This is a genomic window from Bacillus sp. K7 (assembly GCF_053903245.1).
Genome location: NZ_CP096406.1, coordinates 549,349 through 570,802, shown reverse-complemented (window position 1 = coordinate 570,802; position 21,454 = coordinate 549,349). Strand labels below are relative to the sequence as shown.

The window sequence follows — 21,454 nt, the reverse complement described above, 5'->3', positions numbered from 1 at the left end:
TCTACTAACTTGAGGGTTTATTTTTTTATGCAGGAATCATTATTGGAGGAGAAAGCTTATGTTTGGAACCATTTTTAACACCGTTATGATTATTGCCGGAAGTGTGATCGGAGGGATATGTAAGAAAGGCATTAAAGACGAGTATCAGGATATCTTGATGCAGGCAATGGGGTTTGCAGCAGTTGCGCTGGGAATCAACGCGATTACACAGCATATGCCTGAAAGTAAATACCCCATTCTTTTTATCGTCAGTTTAGCCATTGGGGGATTGCTTGGCCAAATCATCAACCTTGAATTGCGATTCAACAAGCTGGTGAACAGATTCTCTAAAAGCAATTTAGCTGAAGGCTTATCAACGGCGATCTTATTATTTTGTATCGGTTCGCTCTCCATATTAGGCCCTGTTGAAGCCGCGTTGCATGGAGATTATACATACCTCCTGACAAACGGAATGTTAGATGGGATTACCTCCATTGTGCTCGCTTCGACTTTTGGTTTTGGAATCGCAGCGTCTGCCATTGTGCTATTTGCCTGGCAGGGCTCCATCTATTTATTTGCTAAAGTAATGGAGAGTGCGCTTAACACAGACCTTATCAACGAAATCACAATTGTAGGAGGCATCCTCATCCTCAGTTCAGGGTTAAGCATTCTGGGCATTAAGAAGTTTAAAACGCTAAACCTGCTGCCGTCCCTGTTGATTCCGCCTATTGTTATTTTCGTGATTCATACATTTGGGCTGCGGTTTTAATGTTCGGAAAGAAAGTCATACTGAAAGGAAGGAGACGCTTGTTGTTCTCTTTCCTTTACGTTTGACGACTGAATAAAAATGAATCTCCTTTTTTCAGCTCAGGCAGCAATGTTTTCAGTTCAATTAAATCATGTATGACAACGTCGGCTTGAGCAAGTTCCTCTTCCTGCGCAAAATCAAAATGACATCCGATTGCCATCAAACCATTGTCTTTAGCCGCCTTTATGTCAGATAGGCGGTCTCCGACAACTGCCGCATGTTGAATGCCGTATTTTTTCAGGATTGCGTTTACTAAATCGCCTTTATTCAGCGAATGTATTTGTTCAATGCTGAACGTTTCAGTCACCCACCTGTCCAACTGATAAAAACTCACAATGGCTTTTAGATAGTCGCTTAAGCCATTGCTTGCTATAAAAATTGAATAATCGTGTTCTCTCAAATAACTGAATATCTCTTGAACGTGAGGATATAATGCGCCTTTCCCTTGGTTGATATGAGCTATTAACCTTTCTAAAAAATAAGCATCTATCCTTTCTCGTATTTCGTTGGAGTGATGCGGCAACAACGTCTTCCACACTTTAGGCAAAGGAACGCCCATGATCTCCCTGTATTTCTCAATAGGGGCCGCTGTATCCCATTGGCCAAGTGACCTTAAATAACCGAAAGCATCATCTAATGATAATTCTAAAATTGTATCCGTTTGAAACAACGTTCCATCCATATCGAAAATGAGTGATTGCGCCATAAGTGTCTCCTTTTAACTGCCGACTTCTTCTAAATACTACCACAATGGAGAGGCTATAGAATCCAAGGAACTGATTTTTTAAGCAAAAAAGCAGATCTTTAAAGATCTGCTTATCATTAAAGATCTGCTTTCTATTACATGATTTGTTTCTTTTGTTCCTGATCAATCTCCGGCTGAATTTCTTTCGTGAGTTGATGCCCTTCTATATCTACATTCGGAATGATCTTGTCCAGCCATTTTGGCAAATACCAGGCTGCATCCCCCATCAGCTTCATGACACTTGGAATGAGTGTCATTCGTACAATAAATGCATCAAAGAGCACACCAAAGGATAGAGCCAATCCGTTTGCTTTAATAGACGCTTCACCAGCAAAGATAAATCCTGCAAAAACGAATATCATGATCAGGCCGGCTGCGGTGACAACAGGACCGCTGTGTTTTAAACCAGCTTGAATCGCTTGGACTGAATTTTTTGTTTTCACATATTCTTCACGCATTCTGCTTACAAGGAATACTTGATAATCCATGGCTAATCCAAACAGTATCCCAATAGATAAAATCGGCAAGAACGCGAGTATCGGCCCTTTTTCAGGTATTTTGAAAAAGTCGATGAGATTACCGTCTTGTAAAACAAATACACAGGTTCCAAGTGTGGCTGTCATCGTCAATATGAATCCTGCAACAGCAACAAGAGGCACAAGCAACGAACGGAATACGATTGTCAGCAATACAAACGCAAACCCAACAATGAGCACAGCAAACACCGGTATCGCGTCATTAAGGCGGTCTGAAATATCAATATTCACTGCAGTCGATCCAGTAACGAGCAAATCTACCCCGTTTTTATCTGATAAGCTGCGTACATCCTTTACCAAATCCTTCGTTGCCACATCATTTGGGCCTGTTGTTGGAACTACCGTAATGATGGCAAAGCTCCCTTCTTTATTATGCCTTGCAGGAGTGACACTTGATACATGGTCCAGTTCCTTTATTTCTTTCACTGCATCTGCGAAGGCTTCCGCCTTATTTTCTGTCACACTTGTGGCATCCGCTACGATTGTTAATTGGCCGTTAAATCCTTCGCCAAAACCGTCGGCAAGCATGTCATAAGCCCGGCGATCTGGATTATCCTTCGCTTTCATCCCTGCATCAGGCAAACCCAGCTCCAAATGCATAGATGGGATACTAATAATAAGCAAAATGAGAATGCTGCATACACTTAGCATGATAGGATTTTTTGTGACAAAGCGTCCCCAGACATTTGTGTCAGCGTTTTGTTTTTCTTTTTTCTTGTTTGATTTCGGAACCATCCGTTTTCCCGCTACCGACAAGACGGCAGGCACAAGCGTGATTGAAGCGAGAACAGCCATCAGTACACTAAGCCCTGCTGTCAGCCCCATTGCAGACATAAAGGGAATGTTAACGACCGTCAACCCGCAAAGTGCAACGATCACAGTAAGCCCGGCAAAAACGACAGCACTTCCGGCTGTTCCTGTAGCTCTCGCAATTGATTCATTTTTTTGTGCGCCTTCGCCTAAAAACTGGCGGTGCTTCGTAAAAATAAATAAAGCATAATCTATACCAACAGCAAGGCCAATCATCCCGGCTAATGAAAGGCTGACGGAAGCAATATCGAATACTTGTGTCCCCATCAACACCAGTCCAATACTTACACCTAAACCAATTAGCGCAGTTAAAATCGGCAAACCTGCTATTAATAAGGAGCCGAATGTAATGGCTAAAACGACAAAGGCCAAGATAATGCCGACAATTTCAGATACGCCGCCTATCTCCATCTCGGCTCCTGGTATATCTCCGCTTAGCTCCGTCTGCAAGCCCTCAGCATCAGCTATTTTCAAACTGTTTTTTACATGTTCGATAGAATAATCTTTTATATCATCTGCTGAAGATTTATACGTAATATCAGCATAGGCAACTGTGCCATCTTTCGCGATTGTTCCTGTCACAAAAGGACTTGCAATCGAGTCTACGGAATCATCTTTATTGATTTCCTTAAACGTATTTTCGATTGCTTGTTTCGCTGGCTTTGCAGTAAGTTTTCCCCCATCTTCCGCTCCAAAAATCACCCGTATGTTCCCTTTATCAGGGCCGTGGGGAAATTCTTTTTGAATCACATCCAGCGCTTTTTCTGAAGGTGTGTCAGGTATGGACATATCCTCGGAAAAACTTGGTTTTAAGGTAATTGCAAGCCCTATCGAAGCAACTAACACAACGATCCACGCGCATATTACTTTAATGCGATGGCGAGCAACCCATCCTCCTAATTTATATAACATTTTTGACATAATAATCTCCTTTCAACACATTGCTTGATCACGTTCTCTCTCATTGTAGTGGACAATGAAATAAAAAAAACGTACATTGGGGCATGTACGTTTGGGCAAATTTCAAATTTGATGTTATTTGTCTAATGTCAGAATGCCTCTTTGCATGGCAATCGTCACGGCTTCCGTTCTTGAATTCGCGCCTAATTTATTGTAAATGGACGTTAACCTGGACTTTACAGTTCTCTCTGAGACACCCAAGTCAAAGGCAATCGCTTTGCTTTTGAGGCCTTTAGCAATTGCTTTCAAAACAATGACTTCCTTTTCTGTCAGCTGCGTATCACTGCTCTGCTTTTTCATCCGCTCCAGTTGGATTTCTTGCAGACGTTTTAAGATATCAGGCTGCAACAGCACGTTTCCTCTTATTGCTGCATCCATTGTATGAAAAAGGGTTTCTGAACTCGTATCCTTCAATAGATATCCTTTCGCCCCTAATTCAATTCCTTCGATCATGAGATGATCTTCATTATACGTAGTCAAAATAATGATGGGGATGTCGTGTTTTTCTTTGATTTGTTTAATGGCTTCTAACCCGCTCATCTCTGGCATATACAAATCCATGAGAATAACATCCGGTTTTAATTCATCTGCAAGGCGGATTGCTGATTTGCCGTTTTCCGCCTCTCCTATGATGGTGTAGTGATCATTCGTTTCAATTAAAAGCTTCAGACCTTCCCTCACCACAAGGTGGTCATCAACGATTAAAACCTTATTCATCTTGCATCTCTCCCTGAATTGGCACTGTGATCTCAATTTGTGTTCCTTTCGATTTTGTGCTCTTTATATTGAATTGGCCTTTCATTGTCCTGACGCGTTCTTGTATGCCGAGTAGTCCATAATGTCCTCTCTTTTTCTTGCCCTTTTCAACATCAAAGCCTTTGCCATTGTCTATAACCGTTAAATGGAGCCTCCCGTTATCATCCCAAATGGATACCGAGATCGTATCTGCTTCAGCATGCTTTGCTGCATTCGTTATGCACTCCCCAATGATGTAGTAACAGTTTTCAGCTGTACGAACGTCTAACACCTGATGTAACTTGTAGTCTAAAACCCCACCCATGCCTGTCGACTCTTGAAAATGATCCATTAGTGAAGTTATTCTTTCTTTTAAAAAAACGATTTCTTCCGATTTGCTGCGCAGATCGTCAATGGCTGAACGCGCGTCCGCTAATGTCCCTCTCACTCTTTTCATTGATTGGTGAATGATTTCTTTTGCTCTCTCTGTGTTGCCTTTGGCGAGATGAACATGAGTAGCGTCCAGCTGCATATTTAAACTAACCAGCCCTTGAGCAAGCGTATCATGTAAGTCCCGGGCCATACGCTGTCTTTCATTTTGCAGCGTCAGCTGTTCTACCTGCTGATGAGCCAGCTCAAGCCTTTCAAGAGTCAGCTGCGCTTTTATTTTTTCATCGACTTGGGCGAAAAATGTAGCGGCATATGTGATAATCACGGTCATAATAGGTACCGCTATGACAAGAAAATGCAAATATTCACCTTTGTGAATATGATATAGTACATTGATTGACAGCAGAAGCAATAAATAAAGGATGAGGAACGTCTTTCTTCTGTCCGCCATTCCTATAATCTGTCCGATCAAAAATGCATAAAGGCCAATGATGATCAGCACTAAGAAGCCTGACATGACATTAGCAAGCGTAAAAGTGATCAAGCCTTGTATTACGAAGTACAGAATCACCCTTTTCTTCACCCAGCGATATGAGTGCCAATGCAACAAAGCAAAGATGGCGGCCAATACCGCAAACACATTAAGCAATAAAATGGACCAGCTCCCATTCAGAAATTGCAGCACGATAGAGGCTACGTAAATCATGAGGATAAAAGCCAGGCCAGGCACTCTGAGCGCAAGCATATTTAATGCCCGTCTATCATGTAAGTAGTTTTTTTCTTTGAAAGGATTCCTCAAACCTCATTCACTTCCTTTTACAATTTAACCGAACAGAGACTAATGAAAATCGATACTATTTCAATAACGTGCAACAACCATTTATCCAATCATTTTATAGGATGAGAATGAACTCAACAATACCAAGTGCACTGAACCATTAGGTGTTCCCGGCATATGTTCATTGCCCAAACGTACATAAGCGTTCTGCCTTTATGTACGTTTTATCTTTTCAAATGTACATTTACAATAATAAAGAACTCACTATTCATTGAAGGAATGATCATTATTGAAATCACTTGATCTCACCATTTTATCATTAAAAAGAAAAGGCATCCGAACTGAGAAAGTGTTAAAAAATCAGTGCCTTGATCAATTAAGCAAGGTGAACGAAAAAACAGACAAGCATAAAAACAAAAATGCTCAATCCAAGAGACTGCGTAAGAAAAAAGAGGAATGAATATGTATTGGTTTTTAGGGGCTTTTATATATTTTCTGATCGGTACTTGTATATTCATTGGAGTCATTAGAGACAGTCACTCGGGCTCATGGATACTCCTTGCATTAGCGGCTCCGCTCATCATTGTTGGCTATCCTTACTTTTATTCAAAGCAGCTTCTTGCCAAAAGATAATCAAATAGCCGCCATTCAAACTGCACATTGGTAAAATGATGAATATCGGAATACAATTTATGTATCTTAAGAAAAAGGAGTCTTGCCTTATGAGTCAAAGAGTGTCTTATTATGAGGTTGCACCTGAAGGTATGAAAGTGATGATGGATATGGAGAAATACACGAAACAATCTTCAATTAACCGAACGACGAGAGAGCTTATCAAAATCAGGGTTTCTCAAATAAACGGCTGTGCCTTCTGCATAGATATGCATACTTCGGATGCTCGAAAAATAGGCGAAACGGAACAGCGGATTTACTGTCTACACGCTTGGAATGAATGTGATTTTTATTCACCTGAAGAGAAAGCAGCACTCGAACTATCTGAACATATCACGCTCATTCCATCTAAAAGAGTTCCTGAAGAGCTATATCATCGAGTGCGGGAACATTATGATGAAAAGCAATATGTTGACCTTGTTCTTATCATCAATCAGATAAACAGTTGGAATCGCATCTCTATTGCAATGGGGAATCAAGCAGCTTCTAGATAATGAGAAAGAGTAAGATTTTAACGAATCTTACTCCCTCTCTTATTCCCAAATATTCACTTTAAAGTATTTCTCAAACGCGTTTTCCCCGCTATGTGTAATCCTAATCGCTCTTGTTTTCGGCATACGAACGACCCATTCTTCTTCTAACATTCGAACCATTAGGGCGTTTCCTAACGCCCCTGCAATATGATGCTGCCGCTCACTCCAATCCAAACAGCAGCGGGCAAATGCTCTCCTCTTACTTCGCTGCTGCTCTTCGTTGATGCCTAAATTTGAAAAGAACAAAGAACCCTCTGACGTCACCTCAAAGTTTACATCGACTTTTTTTATTATGCCCTGCTCAACTAGTGAATTTGTCATTTGCACGCCCACATAACCTGCCAGATGATCATAACAAGTGCGGGCGAAATGCAGGTCTCTTTTCTCTTTTGACTCTTTTAAAGATTTGACTTGAGATTTAGGCGCAATATGAAGCAATTGTTCAATTAAATTTGCTGCATCTGAGTCAGACAATCTGTAATACCTATGTCTTCCATGCTTCTCTACGCTGATCAGCTCTTCTTCGAGCAATTTTTTCAGGTGAAAACTTGCGGTTTGAGGTTTAATGTTAGCAAGATATGCAAGCTCTCCCGCAGGGTGTATCCTTCCATCCATTAGGGTGAGTAGAATGGATGAACGCGAGGGATCAGATAACAACGAAGAGATTTTTGCGATATTAGGATTCATGATTTTTCCTCCTTACATTCATATTTCGATGATAGTTGAAATGTTAAACCTTTACAATATGAATGTAATGATGACAAGGAGGAATAAGCGTTGGACATTGAAAAACAAGACACTCTTCATTTTAAAGAAATCAAACCAAAAATCATGTATTATGGTAGCTCAACATTTTTTCTGACAACATTGAATGAGGATGATACAACTAATAGCCCCATGTCTTCTTCTTGGGCTCTGGGAAACTATATTGTCCTTGGAGTAGGCCTAGGGGGGAAAGCCATTGAAAATTTGGAAAGACACAAAGAATGTGTCATAAACTTGCCTGGCCCGGAATTATGGGAAAACGTTGAAAGGATTTCGTCTTATAGCGGAAAAAAGAATATACCGCCTTTGAAGAAAAAGCTCGGATTTACATATAAAAAAGAAAAATACGAGTCAGCAGGCTTAACACCTTTACAATCAAAGACAGTTTCACCAACACGCATTAAAGAATGCCCTATTCACATTGAAGCTGAAGTAAAACATATTCGAATTCCAGAATATGACCCTTTATTTGCAATTGTAGAGACACAGGCATTACATTTTCACGCCGAGGAAAGGATCATATTGAATGAAAACCACATCAATCCTTCAAAATGGAGTCCGCTTATTTATAATTTTAGACATTATTTTGGCTTAGGAAAAGAAATAGGAAAGACCTTTCGTTCAGAAACTTGACCTTTTTAACGTTTATAGACCAAGCTGTGACTTGGTCTATTTTGGTATCTATGGAATTATCCTTTTTACCGCACAACGCATTCATAGACCCTCATGGGGTGCACTTCATTTTAATTCTCCTTCATTATGATTTTCCAGAATAAAAAATAGAGTATTCGGTTTTTGCCTTAAAGCCTAGTTTAGCTGCTAATCTAAAGGAAGATTCGTTGTTAACATTACAATCCCAACTAGGCACCATTTCATTTTTTAGACAAAAGTCGATAAACTCACTTCCCACATAATAAGCTAAACCCTTGCCTCTGTATTCTTCAAGTGTATAGATATCCATTTCTGCACGATTATGTCCTAAAAATATAGATGTACACTCACTAACAACTTGATTGCCATGTAATACGGCAAATCCGAAACCTTTTGAAGAAAATTGCGAAACAGAACCCCAATAGTCCTCATAATATGTTTTGTTAAATTCCGTGCTATTTGAGATAATGTCTTCGTCTATCCTTTTTAATACAAACCCCTTTGGAAGTTGTAATTCCGTTATAGACGGTTTTTGCTGAAAAGAAAATGCGGCTCTTTTCATGTGATTCAATTCGTCTTTCAGGATTGTTTTCATGACTCTGTCCCATGTATCGCTAGAACTAAACAAGGTAAATCTTTTTGTTGATTTCACTTGTTTTTCATAATATTCAGCAACGAAATCATTGAAATCTTGATTCCCCTCTTCTCCCGCAATAAAGTAAATTCCTGATTCAGTCCCTATCAAAAATGATTTAGGGAAGGTGTGTTCATCCACATAAACAACTCCCGGAATGGTTTGTTCTACTATTGAATAGACAAATGTTGGGCAATTTTTTTCATGAAACCATGTTTTTAAGCCTTTATATGTTTCTTTTGTTACCTTCTGCAAACTGACAACTCCTTTAAAACAGCGTCTTCTTCATGATTCTGTTCACAAAATCAATTTTCCTCTGTCACAAGCTCAATACCTTCCCTTTTAAGCGGACAATTCATGGATCATAGACAAGTTAAACAAAAACAGGTGTCTGCATTCAGCTCGCAGACACCTGTTTTTCATTTCACACTGTGCATATCTATTTCCCAGTTTCAGCAAACTGTTTTAAGCGGTCTCCAATTTCATCACGCACCCTTTGGAAAAACGCCCATTTTTCTTCGTCCGTTCCTTGCGCTTTTGCCGGATCATCAAATCCCCAATGCTCACGTTTGACATGTGAAGGCGTCACTGGGCATTTGTCAGCTGCATCACCGCAGAGAGTCACAACCAAATCAGCATTGTTTAAAATGTTCAGGTCTATCATATCTGAGGTTTGATTGGAAATATCGATTCCTGCTTCTTTCATCGCTTTGACAGCATTAGGATTTAACCCATGAGCTTCGATTCCCGCGCTGTACACGTTCCACTTGTCTCCAAGGTATTTTTTTCCCCATCCTTCAGCCATTTGGCTGCGGCAAGAGTTTCCAGTGCATAAAAAGTAAATGGTTTTCTTTGACATGTTTATCTTCTCCTTTTTGAAACATTAATGGATGATCATCAGCCACATATACAGGCCGACAAGTGTAATCAATAATGTTGGGATTGTCAGAATGATTCCTGTTTTAAAATAAGTGCCCCAGGAAATCTTCACACCTTTTTGTGAAAGGACATGAAGCCATAATAGTGTCGCCAAGGAACCAATCGGCGTTATTTTAGGGCCTAAATCGGATCCGATGACATTGGCATAGATTAGCGCTTCTCTCATCATCCCTTGTGTATCTGTGCCGGCAATAGCCAATGCATCAATCATGACAGTCGGCATGTTATTCATAACGGAAGAAAGAATCGCCGCGATGAAGCCCATTCCGATCGTCCCCGCAAACAAGCCTTGATCAGCCAAGGCTTGAATCACGCCTGAAAGGACATCTGTCAACCCGGCATTACGGACACCGTACACAACAACGTACATGCCGATTGAAAAGAACACGATAGCCCACGGCGCCCCTTTCAGCACTTGCTTTGTGTGAACGGCTGGGCTCTTTTGTGCAGCAATTAAGAAAAAGATGGCGACGATGCCCGCTACCACTGATACGGGAATAGAGAAAAATTCACTGGTGAAATAACCAATTAACAGCAGCCCTAAGATATACCATGATAGTTTGAACATCTTCTGGTCTTTTATTGCCTCTGCAGGTTTTTTAAGCTCAGTCAGATCATAACGTTTAGGTATGCTTTTTCTAAAGAAAAGGTAAAGTACAATGATACTCGCCAGTAACGAGAATAAGTTCGGCACAATCATTCTGGATGCATAATCAATAAACGTAATATCAAAATAGTCCGCTGAAACGATGTTGACCAAATTGCTCACGACGAACGGCAGCGATGTCGTATCTGCTATAAATCCGCTGGCAATGATAAAAGGAAAAACTAATTTTTCGTTGAAATGCAATGCCCGGACCATCGCTAATACAATCGGTGTCAATATAAGAGCCGCGCCGTCATTTGCAAATAATGCGGCGACGATCGCTCCTAATATCGCTACATAAACGAACATCCGAACACCGTTTCCTTTTGCAGCCTTCGCCATATGAAGCGCTGCCCATTCAAAGAAACCGATATGATCAAGGATTAACGAAATAATAATGATGGCCACAAAAGCCAATGTCGCATTCCAAACAATGCCTGTCACAGTTATTACATCTTGAAAATTGACAACGCCGGCTATTAAAGCCAAAACAGCTCCTCCACAGGCTGACCACCCGATAGACAAGTTTCTCGGCTGCCATATGACCAATACTAAAGTGAATAAAAATATGGCTACCGCCAAAATGATTGAAATCAATCTATTACCTCCTTACTTGCAAGTTGACTGAGTTTCCCTTTGTTTCATCAGGAGTAACAATTCGTCCTCCTGATCGATTTGCTGCAAGATCAATTGCAATGTATCAAACTCCGGACATGATTCATTGATTGAATAATAATGCCATTGCCCTCTTCTGTCCTCGTTCACAAATCCCGCGTTCTTTAATTTTCGCAAATGCTGGCTGATGGCTGGCTGACTCATATCGAACATATCAACCAATTGACAGACACAATATTCTTTTTCAAAAAATAATTTCATCATCATAAGCCTTGTTTGATCACTAAGTATTTTTAAACAGCCGGTCATCGCTGCCACTCCTATTTTTGTATCAGCAATCAAATGAACTCCTCCTTTAACCCAATATATAATGGAATCATGATATATTGGCCCAGTGATCATACCCCCAATCAAAAAGAGGCACTGTCCCTGCAAAAAAATAAACATTACGTTTTTCACAACATCATTATATAAGCTTTCACTTATATAATCAATTGATTATATTTACCTAAACAAGAAAAAATCCTGCTTGAAGGAAACAGGATTTCAACAAATCATGAGCAAACAGCTTCATAATGCTCGTCAAACCATATGATGGCTGCTCTGCGATTCGTCACTCTTTTTTCTAATGATGATTGACCCTTCTAAAATTGCTGCCCTTCACTTCTGCTACGTCATATACGGTAACAAAAGCGTTTTTATCAATGTCATTAATGATTTCTTTTAGCTTGGTTTCTTCTAACCGGTTGATGACACATGTAATCTCTTTGAATTTCTCATGGGAAAAACCCCCGTAAGCTTCTTTGTATGTGGCGCTTCGGCCTAGTTGATCACGTATGGTTTCTACCATCAATTCAGGTTGGGTTGTAATAATTTGAAACGTTTTAGAACCGCTTAAGCCTTCCTCAACGACATGAATGACCTTGGATGCAATGTAGTAAGCAATGACTGAAAGCAATGCTCCTTGCAAACCAAATACAGTGGAAACAAAAATAAACACAAAAAGGTTTAAGAATAAAATAAGATCGCTCGTTCCGAATGGCAGTTTTCGGGACAGCAGCACTGCAAGCATATCAATTCCATCTAATGCGCCGCCATTACGCAGCGCCAGCCCCATTCCAAACCCAAGGATAATCCCGCCGACAACGGTTATCAACAAAGTATCCCCTTCGATGATGGCTGGAGTGTGGTGCATAAAACTTGTACCCGCGGCAAGTGATGCGATTCCGATAATTGATAATAACGCAAAGCGTTTCCCAATTTGCTTATATCCTAACCAGACAAACGGAATATTAAGAGCGGCAATCAGAATCCCCAGCGGCAAATGGAACAGCTGTGACCCAACAATGCTGAGGCCTGTCACCCCTCCATCAGATACGCTGTTTGGAATGAGCACCGTTTCCAGTCCATATGCCGCTATGATTCCTCCGATTATGACCATGATCACTTGCACGATGATTTTCGCTTTGAATTTCTTATGTTTCTCGTTTGTATTCATGCCATTCCTCATTTCATATATTATGTTATATTTAACTATACCATAATATTATTTTTTGGCAGAAAACTTACTTTTATGAAAAGGATTTGTCAATCAAGCTGTCTGCTTCTGCCTTGCTCAGCAGCACAATTTTGTCATAACCTTCTTGATGTCGCTGATCGAAGAATGGATTTCATTATTTCCCGATATGTATGTATCAAATGATGGAGAGGAATGAAAGAATGAGGAAACTCGGAAAGATATTTTACTGCAATGCCGCTCTGCTGCTGCTCGCCTTATTGCTTGCTGGATGTGCGGGCAGTAAGAATGTAGAATCAAAACAAACTTCAAATGATGAAACTGCTGCACAAACTGACGAAAATCATCATGATAACGAAGACAGCAACAAAATAAGCAAAGATGAATCAGAGCCAACAACGGGATCAGAAGTATCCACAACAGGTGAATCAGATGACACCTCTTCAGAAAAAGCAAAAAATGAGGAGAAAGATAATGAGGAGAAAGATAATGAAGACACTGGACTGGCAGCGTATTCTTCTGAAAAAATCGAATATGCCCGTGTTTGGCTGCAGCTTGGGCCTAATCAAGAGATAGATGAATTAAATGTTCGGCACATTTCAGCCGGTGAACCGATCAATCCTAATGATGAGACAAGTGCCAGCTATCCAGAAGATGTGATCCAGTTGGCAGGTTCTCGATTAGTGGATGGATCAGTCACTTATCATGGTAACGGGGATGGCACGATTCATGTATACAATGTCCCTTTACGCTGGGATTCCGCTGATGATTTAGATCAAGGGGTTATGCGGGAAGTGACTGAGAATATCATGAACAATAAAAAAACAGTGTACGTAAAGACAGGCGACAATAAAAAAATCAAACGGCTTATTGACATGATTGTTATTCATTAAACAGCAATCGAAAAAGAATGATATATTCATATGGAACAAAGTTTGGAGTGTGATCACTTGCTGAAAAATCTACCGGTTCTATTAGCTATCCTTACCGCTGGAAACATTCTAAATGTGATGAGCCTTACCCTAGAATTATCAGTGACTTTTCACTGGATTGTATTATTACTAGGTGTTGCATTATTATTTTATAGCGCCGTATGTTTAGTGGCATACAATCTGAATCAAAAGCTTATATCTCAGAAATAAGTGAATGATGTCTTAAGAAAAACAAGCATGTAATATAATGCTTGTTTTTCTTCTAGCTACTTCCTCAAACTCTGACTCCATAGTCAACCTTGAAGTGTTAAACTCCGGTTGAACTTTCGCAAACGGCTTCCATCATTTCTTCTCTCTCCCCTTATGAGATGCATGAACCAACATCATAATGTATAATTCTTCCTATCTGCTTATAGGAGGCATTACATCATGAAAATAAGAGTTACTGGAATTTTAATTGGCATTACTTTATTTATGACTGGTATTCTTTTGCCGGAAGCAAAATTTGATTATCCTCAGTACATTAGTTTTGCCGGAGCTTTTATAGCATCATCATCAATTAGCAGTCTTATGAAACTGAAAAAGCAATCGGCAACGAACTCTTAAACTTTCCTTCCTAAGAGTTTAAAACGAATGTTGTAAGGTGGAATAAAAACCGTTAAAATACCAAGGGCGTTATACCCCTTGGTATGATTGATGTGCCCCGGGGGATCGTATTCTCGACAGGCTATTGCCCCACTATGCCCTGCCTGGCTAATATTGATCAGGTCCAAACGCTTTTGATATCAAGCGTTTGGAAGCCATCCTTGCAGTCATAACAACCAGCTCATTTTTATTGACTTATGAAATGTAATCATGAAGGTATGGACCTTTTTATTTTCTGAACGGCTGTCCTACATGCAAAAAAGCTGGAAACCACTAAATCAAATGCTCTTCAAAGCATTATCATCAAAGCTTGCCCAAACCACCATTATCAAAAAGAATGTCATCCAGCACTTGAAGCGTTTATATCAAAGGAACCCTAACCAGATTTTAATGGCTGTCGCTGAAATGAATAGCGCTAAAATCCATTGCAGAAATGTTGTATTTACCTTTTGTCCAACTTTTGCGCCAATAGGAGAAGCAATTACACTAGCGATCATCAAAACCAGAGCTGGCATAAAAAGAACCTGGCCTGTGATTACCTTTCCAACTGTCGCGCCAATAGATGATAGAAATGTAATCGCAAGAGATGAAGCGACGGTGATTCTCACCGGAATCTTTAAAATCGATAACATAATGGGAACGAGGATAAAAGCGCCGCCAGCTCCTAAAATACCTGATACTCCGCCAATAATAAAGGCTAAGAATGAAGCTAACCATTTATGAATTATGACTTCTTCGCCTTTTCTATGTTCATGTCCTTTTTTAGGCATAAACATTAATATCACAGCTATAATAGCCAATATTCCGTATATGAAGTTCATTCCTTTTTCAGATATAAGATGCGAAAAGTAACTCCCCAGTACACTACCTATAAGGATACTGCTCCCCATATAAATGATTAATGGCTTATTCAAAAAACCACTCTTACGATAAGCCCATACACCGCTAAGTGTCGCGAAGAAAACTTGAATCGTTCCTATCCCTGAAACTTCATGGGCTGTTAATGACGTCACTCCCACTAAAGCAGGAATGTACAATAGCATTGGATAATGAATAACAGATCCCCCAATACCGACCATTCCGGAAATAAAAGCACCAATAAACCCTATCATGAAAAGAGTGATCATAAAGGCCATATCCATTTTGGTTTCCTCCTTTTCAAAGGAAAAGGGTATCTTTATTTTCGATACCCTTTCACATCCATTAGCCTTTTTTAATCCAGAATTTCAGTACATCGCCTTCTTCAGTTTGCTCTAAAAGGTCATGCCCGCCTGATTTAGACCAAGCCGCAAGATCACTTTTAGCACCCTTATCTGTTGCATGCACTTCTAATATTTGACCTGATTCCAGTTCATTTATCGCTTTCTTCGTTCTCACAATCGGCATAGGGCATGCCAGTCCTTTTGCATCTAATACTTTATCTGATTTCATGTTCATCTCTCCCTTTTTAATAAAAACTTGTGTTACCGAATTGCACAGCGGTTTGGACCGATCTCCATCTCACGCTGTTTTTCTTCATCCGGGCTGATTTTCCCCATGTTTGTTTCACGAATTTCTTGGTATGCATTTGGTTGCGGAGGCAAATGATCTGTTACCAGGTGTCTAAATTCTGTTTCATCCGCAATATTCAACCCATGGTTCTCGGCAAATAATGTACTTAGTTTTTTAGCCACACTGCCATCCTCATTTAGCTCATCAATGATCATAAAGTGTGCCGGTAATACGATTAAATCCTTTGGTAGCGCTTTGTAACGGCTATAAAGAGTTTTTCTTAAATCTCCTACCCAATCTTCTGCCATACCGGCTAAGTCTGGTCTGCCAATTGAATCGATAAATAAGATATCACCTGAGAGAAGATACTGATCATCGACAATGAAAGAAGTGGAGCCAATGGTATGCCCCGGAGAAAAAATCGGTTGAATTTTAATCTTTGTATTTCCAATGATAATATCATTTCCTTCTTCCAACGGCTGATAATCGAATACCACTTCTTCAGCATCCTTCGGCGGTAACCAGTAGGTTGCTTTTGTTTTTTCGGCAATTGCTCTGCCGCCTGAAATATGGTCTGCGTGAAGGTGTGTATCAAATACGTGTGTAATCGCCGCACCCTTCTCTTTCGCAAAGTCTATAAAAATATCTGCCATACGTGTCGCATCAATCATCGCTGCTTCGCCATTGGAAATGACCATGTATGACAGGCAGCCTTTTCCGATTCGAACAAACTGATACATTTCACCGCCATCTTTTAAATCCCCGACTTTTACCGGTTCTAGATGCTCGCTCCACGCTTTCATTCCGCCTTTAAGATACGATACTGAAAGACCGGCTTCGGAAAGCATGTCGGATACCATGACGGATGAACCTTCTTTTGCGCATACGACTAGCACTTCTTTATCTGAAGGAATGGTATCTAAAATATCTTCTACACCATCTAAAAGATCGAAATACGGAACATTCAAATGGTCAACATCGTGACCTTCAATCTTCCAATCGCTAAAATCATTTTCATTACGAACATCCAAAATAAATAAAGGTTGTTTGTTCAAGATTTTTTGTGTCACTTCTTTTGTGGTAAGTGCCTGTACGGTCATGTTTACCTCCCTCCCTTTTCTGTTTTACCTGTCCAATCACGCATACCGGGGACGACGTTGATTACCTTTTTAAAACCTTGTTTTTTCATTGTTTGGGCTGCCATTTCGCTCCTTCTTCCCGAATGGCATATGATGTGAATTTCATCATTTTTATTTAACTCGCTAGAGCGTGCTTCCACTTCACCAAGAGGGATATGCACTACACCGGGGATATGAGCTTCTTCATACTCCTCTGCCTCGCGGACATCTAAAATGTGAAGCGGCTCTTCACTTTCTACTTTCTGTTTGAAAGTTTCTAATGAAATGTCCGGAATGGACGATGCGTTTTCTGATGCAGGCTCGCCTCCTCTACGAAGAAAATGGCGAAATAAATCTCCCTCTGTTTCAGTACCTAGATATTGATGACCTGTGCTTTTGGCCCATGCTTGCAAATCTGCCGTAAAGCCTTTGTCTGTTGCTTGAATTTCTAATACTTCACCAGCTTTTAAATCCTTCATTTTCTTCTTCGTTTTGACGATAGGCATCGGACATGCTAAACCTTTAGCATCTAATACAACATTTGCTTGTATCATGTTATTTCCTCCTTTTATCTAATAGGGGTAGGGGTATATGATCCGTCAAAAAAAGAGATCTTCTTCCTTTCACCGATATTCATGCCATGCATTCATGCCGCCTTTTACATTTGTAACACTTTTAAATCCTTGTTTTTTCAATATCTTACTCGCCTTCATACTTCTCATACCGCTTTGGCAAATAACGAAAATCTCCCTGTCATTCGAAAGTTGATTTGTTTGTTGAGGCAGTATTGACAAGGGAATATTCTTAAAACCTTCTATATGCTTCGTACGAAACTCAAAAGGTGTTCTAACATCTATAAACTGTTTCCCTTTACTTTTCAGCTCTGATTTTAAAACTGTCGTTGTTATTTGTTTCACACCTTTTACTGGTGAAACATTCCGAATCACTATCCATAGAAACAACAAAAAGAGTATGGTATAGATCATGACACTGCTATCCATCGGATTCGATTCACCCCTCTTCAATTAAATAAATAAGTTCACAGTGCCTTCTTCAGCATCAGCTAAATAAGCTGCTACGCCAGCATAGTCGATATCATCTAATAGTTCTTGTTCCTGCAAACCGAGCAGATCCATTGTCATCGTACAAGCTACGAGCTTTACACCTTGTTCTTGAGCCATCTCAATTAGCTGAGGCAATGTTAATGCATTATGCTTTTTCATCACATTTTTGATCATTTTAGGACCCATACCTGCAAAGTTCATTTTAGATAAGCCCATCTTATCAGCGCCTCGAGGCATCATCTTTCCAAACATGTTTTCAAGAAATCCTTTTTTCACAGGAACCAGCTCTTCTTTACGTAAAGCGTTTAATCCCCAAAACGTATGGAAGATGGTCACTTCATGATCATAGGCGGCTGCACCATTTGCAATAATGTAAGCAGCCATCGCTTTATCATAATCCCCGCTGAATAATACAATCGTTGTGCGTTTTGTTTGTTCTGTCATGTTTATCCTCCTAACCTCAGATTACCCCCATGGGTATATAGAAACTTAAAATTTTTTGATGGCGAATGCTATCATTCAACCGTCAAAATACCTATAGGGGTATATTATAACGCATATAAAAATCCGTCAACCTTAAAAAGGATAGGTTGATGAATTTTTTATCGGCTCTTTACCAGTAAGTCGACCGCTTCTTTTACTAAGTTGGATGTGTCTTCGCCCTGATCCAAGCTTTCACGAATACAATGCTCAAGATTTGTGCCAACAATAACACCCAATGCTCTATCGATCGCATTACGTGAGGCTGCCAATTGAGTCACAACTTCTCTGCAGTCTTTCCCTTGCTCCATCATCGTCAATACACCTTTAATTTGCCCTTCTATCCTGCGTAAGCGATTTTTAACCTTTTGATCATACTCCATGTCGTTGAAATCCTTTCTTTCATGAATTTCTGCATTTACAAGTTGCCAATTCATAACTGTTCACATAAATGCCTTTGCGCTTTAAAAAACGCACTCCTAAATGTAATTCTACCCTATCACGAGCTATTATGTGTATTTTATCACGCGGAATCTCTAAATAAAAACGTTTTAGATACGCATATGGAATGTTTAAAATAAAATCATCTGAAAAATTGGCTGCATCGTTATAATGACGAATATCTAATATGGTCATGTCTAGCACTTCCAATTCATCTTTATTAATACACAAAATACCTCTCACAGGATAATAACGTCTATACATGGCATAGATCAATATGAAAATAAGCAGAAATGCGACAACCAAGTAAAAAATTGATCCGCACCACCTTTACTATCTTCTTATTTATGCATCAACAATATACCTAGCGGGGTATAAAGTCAAGTATGTAAAACGGAGCGCTGTGTCACACTGTAAATAAAACCGCTATCACTTATACTCATCTAAATGAAACACAAAAAAACAAGCTGATTTTTTTAAAATCAGCTTGTTCTATCCATCACTTTACAATCAGTACAGGACAATTCACTCGTTTAGCCACTTTATGGCTTACACTGCCCAGCACCATCTCCTGTAAAGTGTTCAAGCCCCTGCTTCCTACTATGAGCATATCAAATTGATTTTCATTTGCATAAGCAACAATGGCCGGTCCTGGTTCTCCGTGTTTCATTATTACATCATGCTGAACGCCAGCTTGCTCAAATTTTTCTAAAATTGGCTCTAATTTTTTACGCCTTTCCATTTCTAACTCTGCAGAACTCGCGGTATGAAGCACTTCGGTTTTCGCTTTTGCATAATCTTTAACAAAAATGATTTCCACTCTTGCATCAGGCACCAGTTTCGCTATACGAATTGCATGTTCTGCTGATCGAATGGAGTGATCTGATCCATCAGCTGCCAACAAAATATTTTGATACATACCCCTTCACCTTCCCCTTAGTGGCTTGATGGCTGTGCATTAGGATGATTATAGGTAGCCAGCTTTTCAATCAAATGTCGGCTTGACTCGTTTAAGCCAACTAATGTAACATCTGCATGATTCTCTTTGAATTTCAAGACAACCTTATCCACTGCGGCGACACCAGAATCATCCCAAATATGCGCCTCTGAAAAGTTCATCACAACACGCTCTTTTACATCGACATATGAAAACGAATTCACAAAATCTTGAACAGAGGCAAAGAACACCTGGCCCTTAATGTCATAAACAGCCTCTTTCTCAGAAACAGAAGACAAATCCACCTTTACTCGTGAAATTTTAGAAGCGAAGAAAATAGCACTTAACAGGACGCCTACGATGACGCCAATGGATAAGTTATCTGTTGCCACTACTGTAATGACTGTGACAACCATGACAACCGAGTCAGTGAATGGAACTTTTTTAAGTGTCCGGATTGAAGACCAATCGAATGTTCCAATTGAAACCATAATCATAACGCCAACCAATGCAGGCATAGGAACTTGAACAACCCATTCACCTAAAACAAGTATTAAAAACATGAGGAACATGCCAGCCGTAAAGGTTGAAAGTCTCCCTCTCCCTCCAGATTTTACGTTAATAACAGATTGACCGATCATGGCACACCCTGCCATACCGCCGAAACATCCGGCAACGATATTGGCAATCCCCTGCCCTCGGCTTTCCCGGTTTTTATTACTATCTGTGTCAGTCATGTCATCAACAATGGAAGACGTCAGCAGCGACTCAAGCAGGCCAACGACAGCAAGCGCAATAGAGGTCGGGAAGATAATGGACAACGTCTCAAAGTTGAATGGAACATCAGGAATCAAAAAGCTTGGCAAGGCTTGTTTGATCGTTCCTAAGTCACCAACTGTTTGAACATTGAAGTGCCCCCAAATAGAAACGACAGTAAGAAATACAATTGCGATTAATGGGCTTGGAACAGCTTTTGTCATAAACGGGAACAAATAAATAATGGCCAATGTGATGCCGACAAACACATATGTCAGACTGGATATTCCAACAAAATGAGGAACTTGCGCCATAAAAATTAAAATGGCCAGCGCATTAACAAAACCTACCATAACCGATCGAGGTACAAATTTCATTAATCGCGCCACTTTCAGAACCCCAAATATGATTTGGATGATACCCGTCAGGATCGTAGCAGCAAACAGATACTGTAATCCGTGATCCTTCACGAGCGTTCCCATTAACAACGCCATAGCCCCTGTAGCCGCAGAAATCATCCCAGGCCTTCCGCCCGCAAAAGAAATCACCACCGCAATACAAAATGAGGCATACAATCCCACCATCGGGTCAACACCTGCAATAATAGAAAAACCAATGGCTTCAGGTATTAATGCCAAAGCAACGACTATCCCGGCTAATAAGTCCCCTCTTATATTTGAGAACCACTCCATATTTAATTTTTTTAACATAAAATACAGTACACCTCTTTATGATTATTTTTTGTTGACTTCTAACTCTCATAGAAGCCAGGGCCGCTTGCAACTATTTAGAATGTAACAAACAAGAATTCAAATGTCTACAATTTTTTGTTCCAAAATAGATCTTTTTTGGAACTGACTGCGGATTCTGCGCTATCC

The 21,454-nt window shown here is 40.0% G+C and carries 26 protein-coding genes and 1 pseudogene; 7 read left to right on the top strand and 20 right to left on the bottom strand.

What is annotated here, in order from left to right; all coding sequences use genetic code 11:
- Positions 1-58 precede the first annotated feature (58 nt).
- The gene (locus M1D98_RS02975) at positions 59-748 is read left to right on the top strand and encodes a DUF554 domain-containing protein (protein WP_121641989.1); all 690 of its coding nucleotides are present in this window, start codon (positions 59-61) and stop codon (positions 746-748) included.
- Between the two features lie 55 nt (positions 749-803).
- Here the strand turns inward: M1D98_RS02975 and M1D98_RS02970 are convergent, their stop codons facing one another.
- From M1D98_RS02970 to M1D98_RS02955, 4 genes are all read right to left on the bottom strand, one after another.
- Positions 804-1,493 (bottom strand): HAD-IA family hydrolase, encoded by a 690-nt coding sequence (locus M1D98_RS02970; RefSeq protein WP_121641988.1) that lies wholly within the window; start codon positions 1,491-1,493, stop codon positions 804-806.
- Between the two features lie 134 nt (positions 1,494-1,627).
- On the bottom strand, positions 1,628-3,799 hold the full coding sequence (locus tag M1D98_RS02965; RefSeq protein ID WP_121641987.1) for an MMPL family transporter: 2,172 nt from the start codon (positions 3,797-3,799) through the stop codon (positions 1,628-1,630).
- 114 nt (positions 3,800-3,913) lie between these two features.
- Entirely contained in the window at positions 3,914-4,555 is a 642-nt protein-coding gene (gene ydfI / locus M1D98_RS02960) for a two-component system response regulator YdfI (RefSeq protein WP_010331165.1), read from the bottom strand.
- Positions 4,548-5,708, bottom strand: coding sequence for a sensor histidine kinase (locus M1D98_RS02955; protein WP_268558740.1), 1,161 nt, complete (start codon positions 5,706-5,708; stop codon positions 4,548-4,550). The genes ydfI and M1D98_RS02955 overlap by 8 nt, the downstream gene beginning before the upstream one ends.
- 322 nt (positions 5,709-6,030) lie before the next feature.
- On the opposite strand from M1D98_RS02955, the gene M1D98_RS02950 reads away from it, so the two are divergent.
- From M1D98_RS02950 to M1D98_RS02940, 3 genes are all read left to right on the top strand, one after another.
- Positions 6,031-6,201: a hypothetical protein gene (locus M1D98_RS02950; RefSeq protein ID WP_268558725.1), complete on the top strand. Its 171-nt coding sequence runs from the start codon at positions 6,031-6,033 to the stop codon at positions 6,199-6,201.
- Complete coding sequence (locus M1D98_RS02945; protein ID WP_268558724.1) at positions 6,198-6,374, top strand: hypothetical protein; 177 nt, start codon at positions 6,198-6,200, stop codon at positions 6,372-6,374. Before M1D98_RS02950 ends, M1D98_RS02945 begins: the two co-directional genes overlap by 4 nt.
- Before the next feature lie 89 nt (positions 6,375-6,463).
- Positions 6,464-6,907, top strand: coding sequence for a carboxymuconolactone decarboxylase family protein (locus M1D98_RS02940; RefSeq protein ID WP_268558723.1), 444 nt, complete (start codon positions 6,464-6,466; stop codon positions 6,905-6,907).
- 39 nt (positions 6,908-6,946) lie between these two features.
- Here M1D98_RS02940 and M1D98_RS02935 read toward each other — a convergent pair whose 3' ends face one another.
- Positions 6,947-7,633, bottom strand: a complete 687-nt coding sequence (locus tag M1D98_RS02935; RefSeq protein WP_456279990.1) for an ArsR/SmtB family transcription factor — start codon at positions 7,631-7,633, stop codon at positions 6,947-6,949.
- Positions 7,634-7,723: 90 nt separating this feature from the next.
- Here M1D98_RS02935 and M1D98_RS02930 point away from each other — a divergent pair, with 90 nt between their 5' ends.
- Positions 7,724-8,344: a flavin reductase family protein gene (locus tag M1D98_RS02930; protein WP_456279989.1), complete on the top strand. Its 621-nt coding sequence runs from the start codon at positions 7,724-7,726 to the stop codon at positions 8,342-8,344.
- A 124-nt stretch (positions 8,345-8,468) separates the two neighbouring features.
- Here M1D98_RS02930 and M1D98_RS02925 read toward each other — a convergent pair whose 3' ends face one another.
- The 5 genes from M1D98_RS02925 to M1D98_RS02905 form a co-directional block, all read right to left on the bottom strand.
- Positions 8,469-9,251, bottom strand: a complete 783-nt coding sequence (locus M1D98_RS02925) for a GNAT family N-acetyltransferase (protein ID WP_456279988.1) — start codon at positions 9,249-9,251, stop codon at positions 8,469-8,471.
- Positions 9,252-9,435: 184 nt separating this feature from the next.
- The gene (gene arsC / locus M1D98_RS02920) at positions 9,436-9,855 is read right to left on the bottom strand and encodes an arsenate reductase (thioredoxin) (RefSeq protein WP_456279987.1); all 420 of its coding nucleotides are present in this window, start codon (positions 9,853-9,855) and stop codon (positions 9,436-9,438) included.
- Positions 9,856-9,879: 24 nt separating this feature from the next.
- The gene (locus M1D98_RS02915) at positions 9,880-11,178 is read right to left on the bottom strand and encodes an ArsB/NhaD family transporter (RefSeq protein WP_435576993.1); all 1,299 of its coding nucleotides are present in this window, start codon (positions 11,176-11,178) and stop codon (positions 9,880-9,882) included.
- Positions 11,179-11,190: 12 nt separating this feature from the next.
- Positions 11,191-11,505 carry an ArsR/SmtB family transcription factor gene (locus tag M1D98_RS02910; protein WP_456280214.1) on the bottom strand — a complete coding sequence of 105 codons (315 nt, stop codon included), beginning with the start codon at positions 11,503-11,505 and terminating at the stop codon, positions 11,191-11,193.
- Positions 11,506-11,821: 316 nt separating this feature from the next.
- The gene (locus tag M1D98_RS02905) at positions 11,822-12,694 is read right to left on the bottom strand and encodes a YitT family protein (RefSeq protein ID WP_268551088.1); all 873 of its coding nucleotides are present in this window, start codon (positions 12,692-12,694) and stop codon (positions 11,822-11,824) included.
- Positions 12,695-12,915: 221 nt separating this feature from the next.
- Between M1D98_RS02905 and M1D98_RS02900 the strand changes: the two genes are divergently transcribed.
- Together M1D98_RS02900 and M1D98_RS02895 are read left to right on the top strand one after the other, a co-directional pair.
- Positions 12,916-13,605 (top strand): hypothetical protein, encoded by a 690-nt coding sequence (locus tag M1D98_RS02900; protein ID WP_268558718.1) that lies wholly within the window; start codon positions 12,916-12,918, stop codon positions 13,603-13,605.
- Positions 13,606-14,073: 468 nt separating this feature from the next.
- Positions 14,074-14,250 carry a hypothetical protein gene (locus tag M1D98_RS02895; RefSeq protein WP_010331180.1) on the top strand — a complete coding sequence of 59 codons (177 nt, stop codon included), beginning with the start codon at positions 14,074-14,076 and terminating at the stop codon, positions 14,248-14,250.
- A gap of 404 nt (positions 14,251-14,654) precedes the next feature.
- On the opposite strand, the gene M1D98_RS02890 is transcribed toward M1D98_RS02895, so the two are convergent.
- From M1D98_RS02890 to M1D98_RS02845, 10 genes and pseudogenes are all read right to left on the bottom strand, one after another.
- Complete coding sequence (locus M1D98_RS02890) at positions 14,655-15,431, bottom strand: sulfite exporter TauE/SafE family protein (protein WP_456279986.1); 777 nt, start codon at positions 15,429-15,431, stop codon at positions 14,655-14,657.
- 61 nt (positions 15,432-15,492) lie between these two features.
- Positions 15,493-15,720: a sulfurtransferase TusA family protein gene (locus tag M1D98_RS02885; RefSeq protein WP_121641976.1), complete on the bottom strand. Its 228-nt coding sequence runs from the start codon at positions 15,718-15,720 to the stop codon at positions 15,493-15,495.
- Between the two features lie 32 nt (positions 15,721-15,752).
- Positions 15,753-16,917: pseudogene (locus tag M1D98_RS02880) on the bottom strand (MBL fold metallo-hydrolase).
- Entirely contained in the window at positions 16,883-17,452 is a 570-nt protein-coding gene (locus M1D98_RS02875; RefSeq protein ID WP_010331184.1) for a sulfurtransferase TusA family protein, read from the bottom strand. The pseudogene M1D98_RS02880 and the gene M1D98_RS02875 overlap by 35 nt, the downstream one beginning before the upstream one ends.
- Positions 17,453-17,521: 69 nt before the next feature.
- Positions 17,522-17,899, bottom strand: a complete 378-nt coding sequence (locus tag M1D98_RS02870) for a rhodanese-like domain-containing protein (protein ID WP_010331185.1) — start codon at positions 17,897-17,899, stop codon at positions 17,522-17,524.
- 24 nt (positions 17,900-17,923) lie between these two features.
- Complete coding sequence (locus M1D98_RS02865; protein WP_010331186.1) at positions 17,924-18,406, bottom strand: DsrE/DsrF/DrsH-like family protein; 483 nt, start codon at positions 18,404-18,406, stop codon at positions 17,924-17,926.
- Between the two features lie 158 nt (positions 18,407-18,564).
- Complete coding sequence (locus M1D98_RS02860) at positions 18,565-18,825, bottom strand: metal-sensitive transcriptional regulator (protein WP_010331187.1); 261 nt, start codon at positions 18,823-18,825, stop codon at positions 18,565-18,567.
- A 19-nt stretch (positions 18,826-18,844) separates the two neighbouring features.
- Positions 18,845-19,162 carry a sulfurtransferase gene (locus tag M1D98_RS02855; protein WP_082022783.1) on the bottom strand — a complete coding sequence of 106 codons (318 nt, stop codon included), beginning with the start codon at positions 19,160-19,162 and terminating at the stop codon, positions 18,845-18,847.
- A gap of 220 nt (positions 19,163-19,382) precedes the next feature.
- On the bottom strand, positions 19,383-19,802 hold the full coding sequence (locus tag M1D98_RS02850) for a universal stress protein (RefSeq protein WP_435576988.1): 420 nt from the start codon (positions 19,800-19,802) through the stop codon (positions 19,383-19,385).
- Positions 19,803-19,819: 17 nt separating this feature from the next.
- Positions 19,820-21,286 (bottom strand): SulP family inorganic anion transporter, encoded by a 1,467-nt coding sequence (locus tag M1D98_RS02845; protein ID WP_456279985.1) that lies wholly within the window; start codon positions 21,284-21,286, stop codon positions 19,820-19,822.
- Positions 21,287-21,454: the final 168 nt, after the last annotated feature.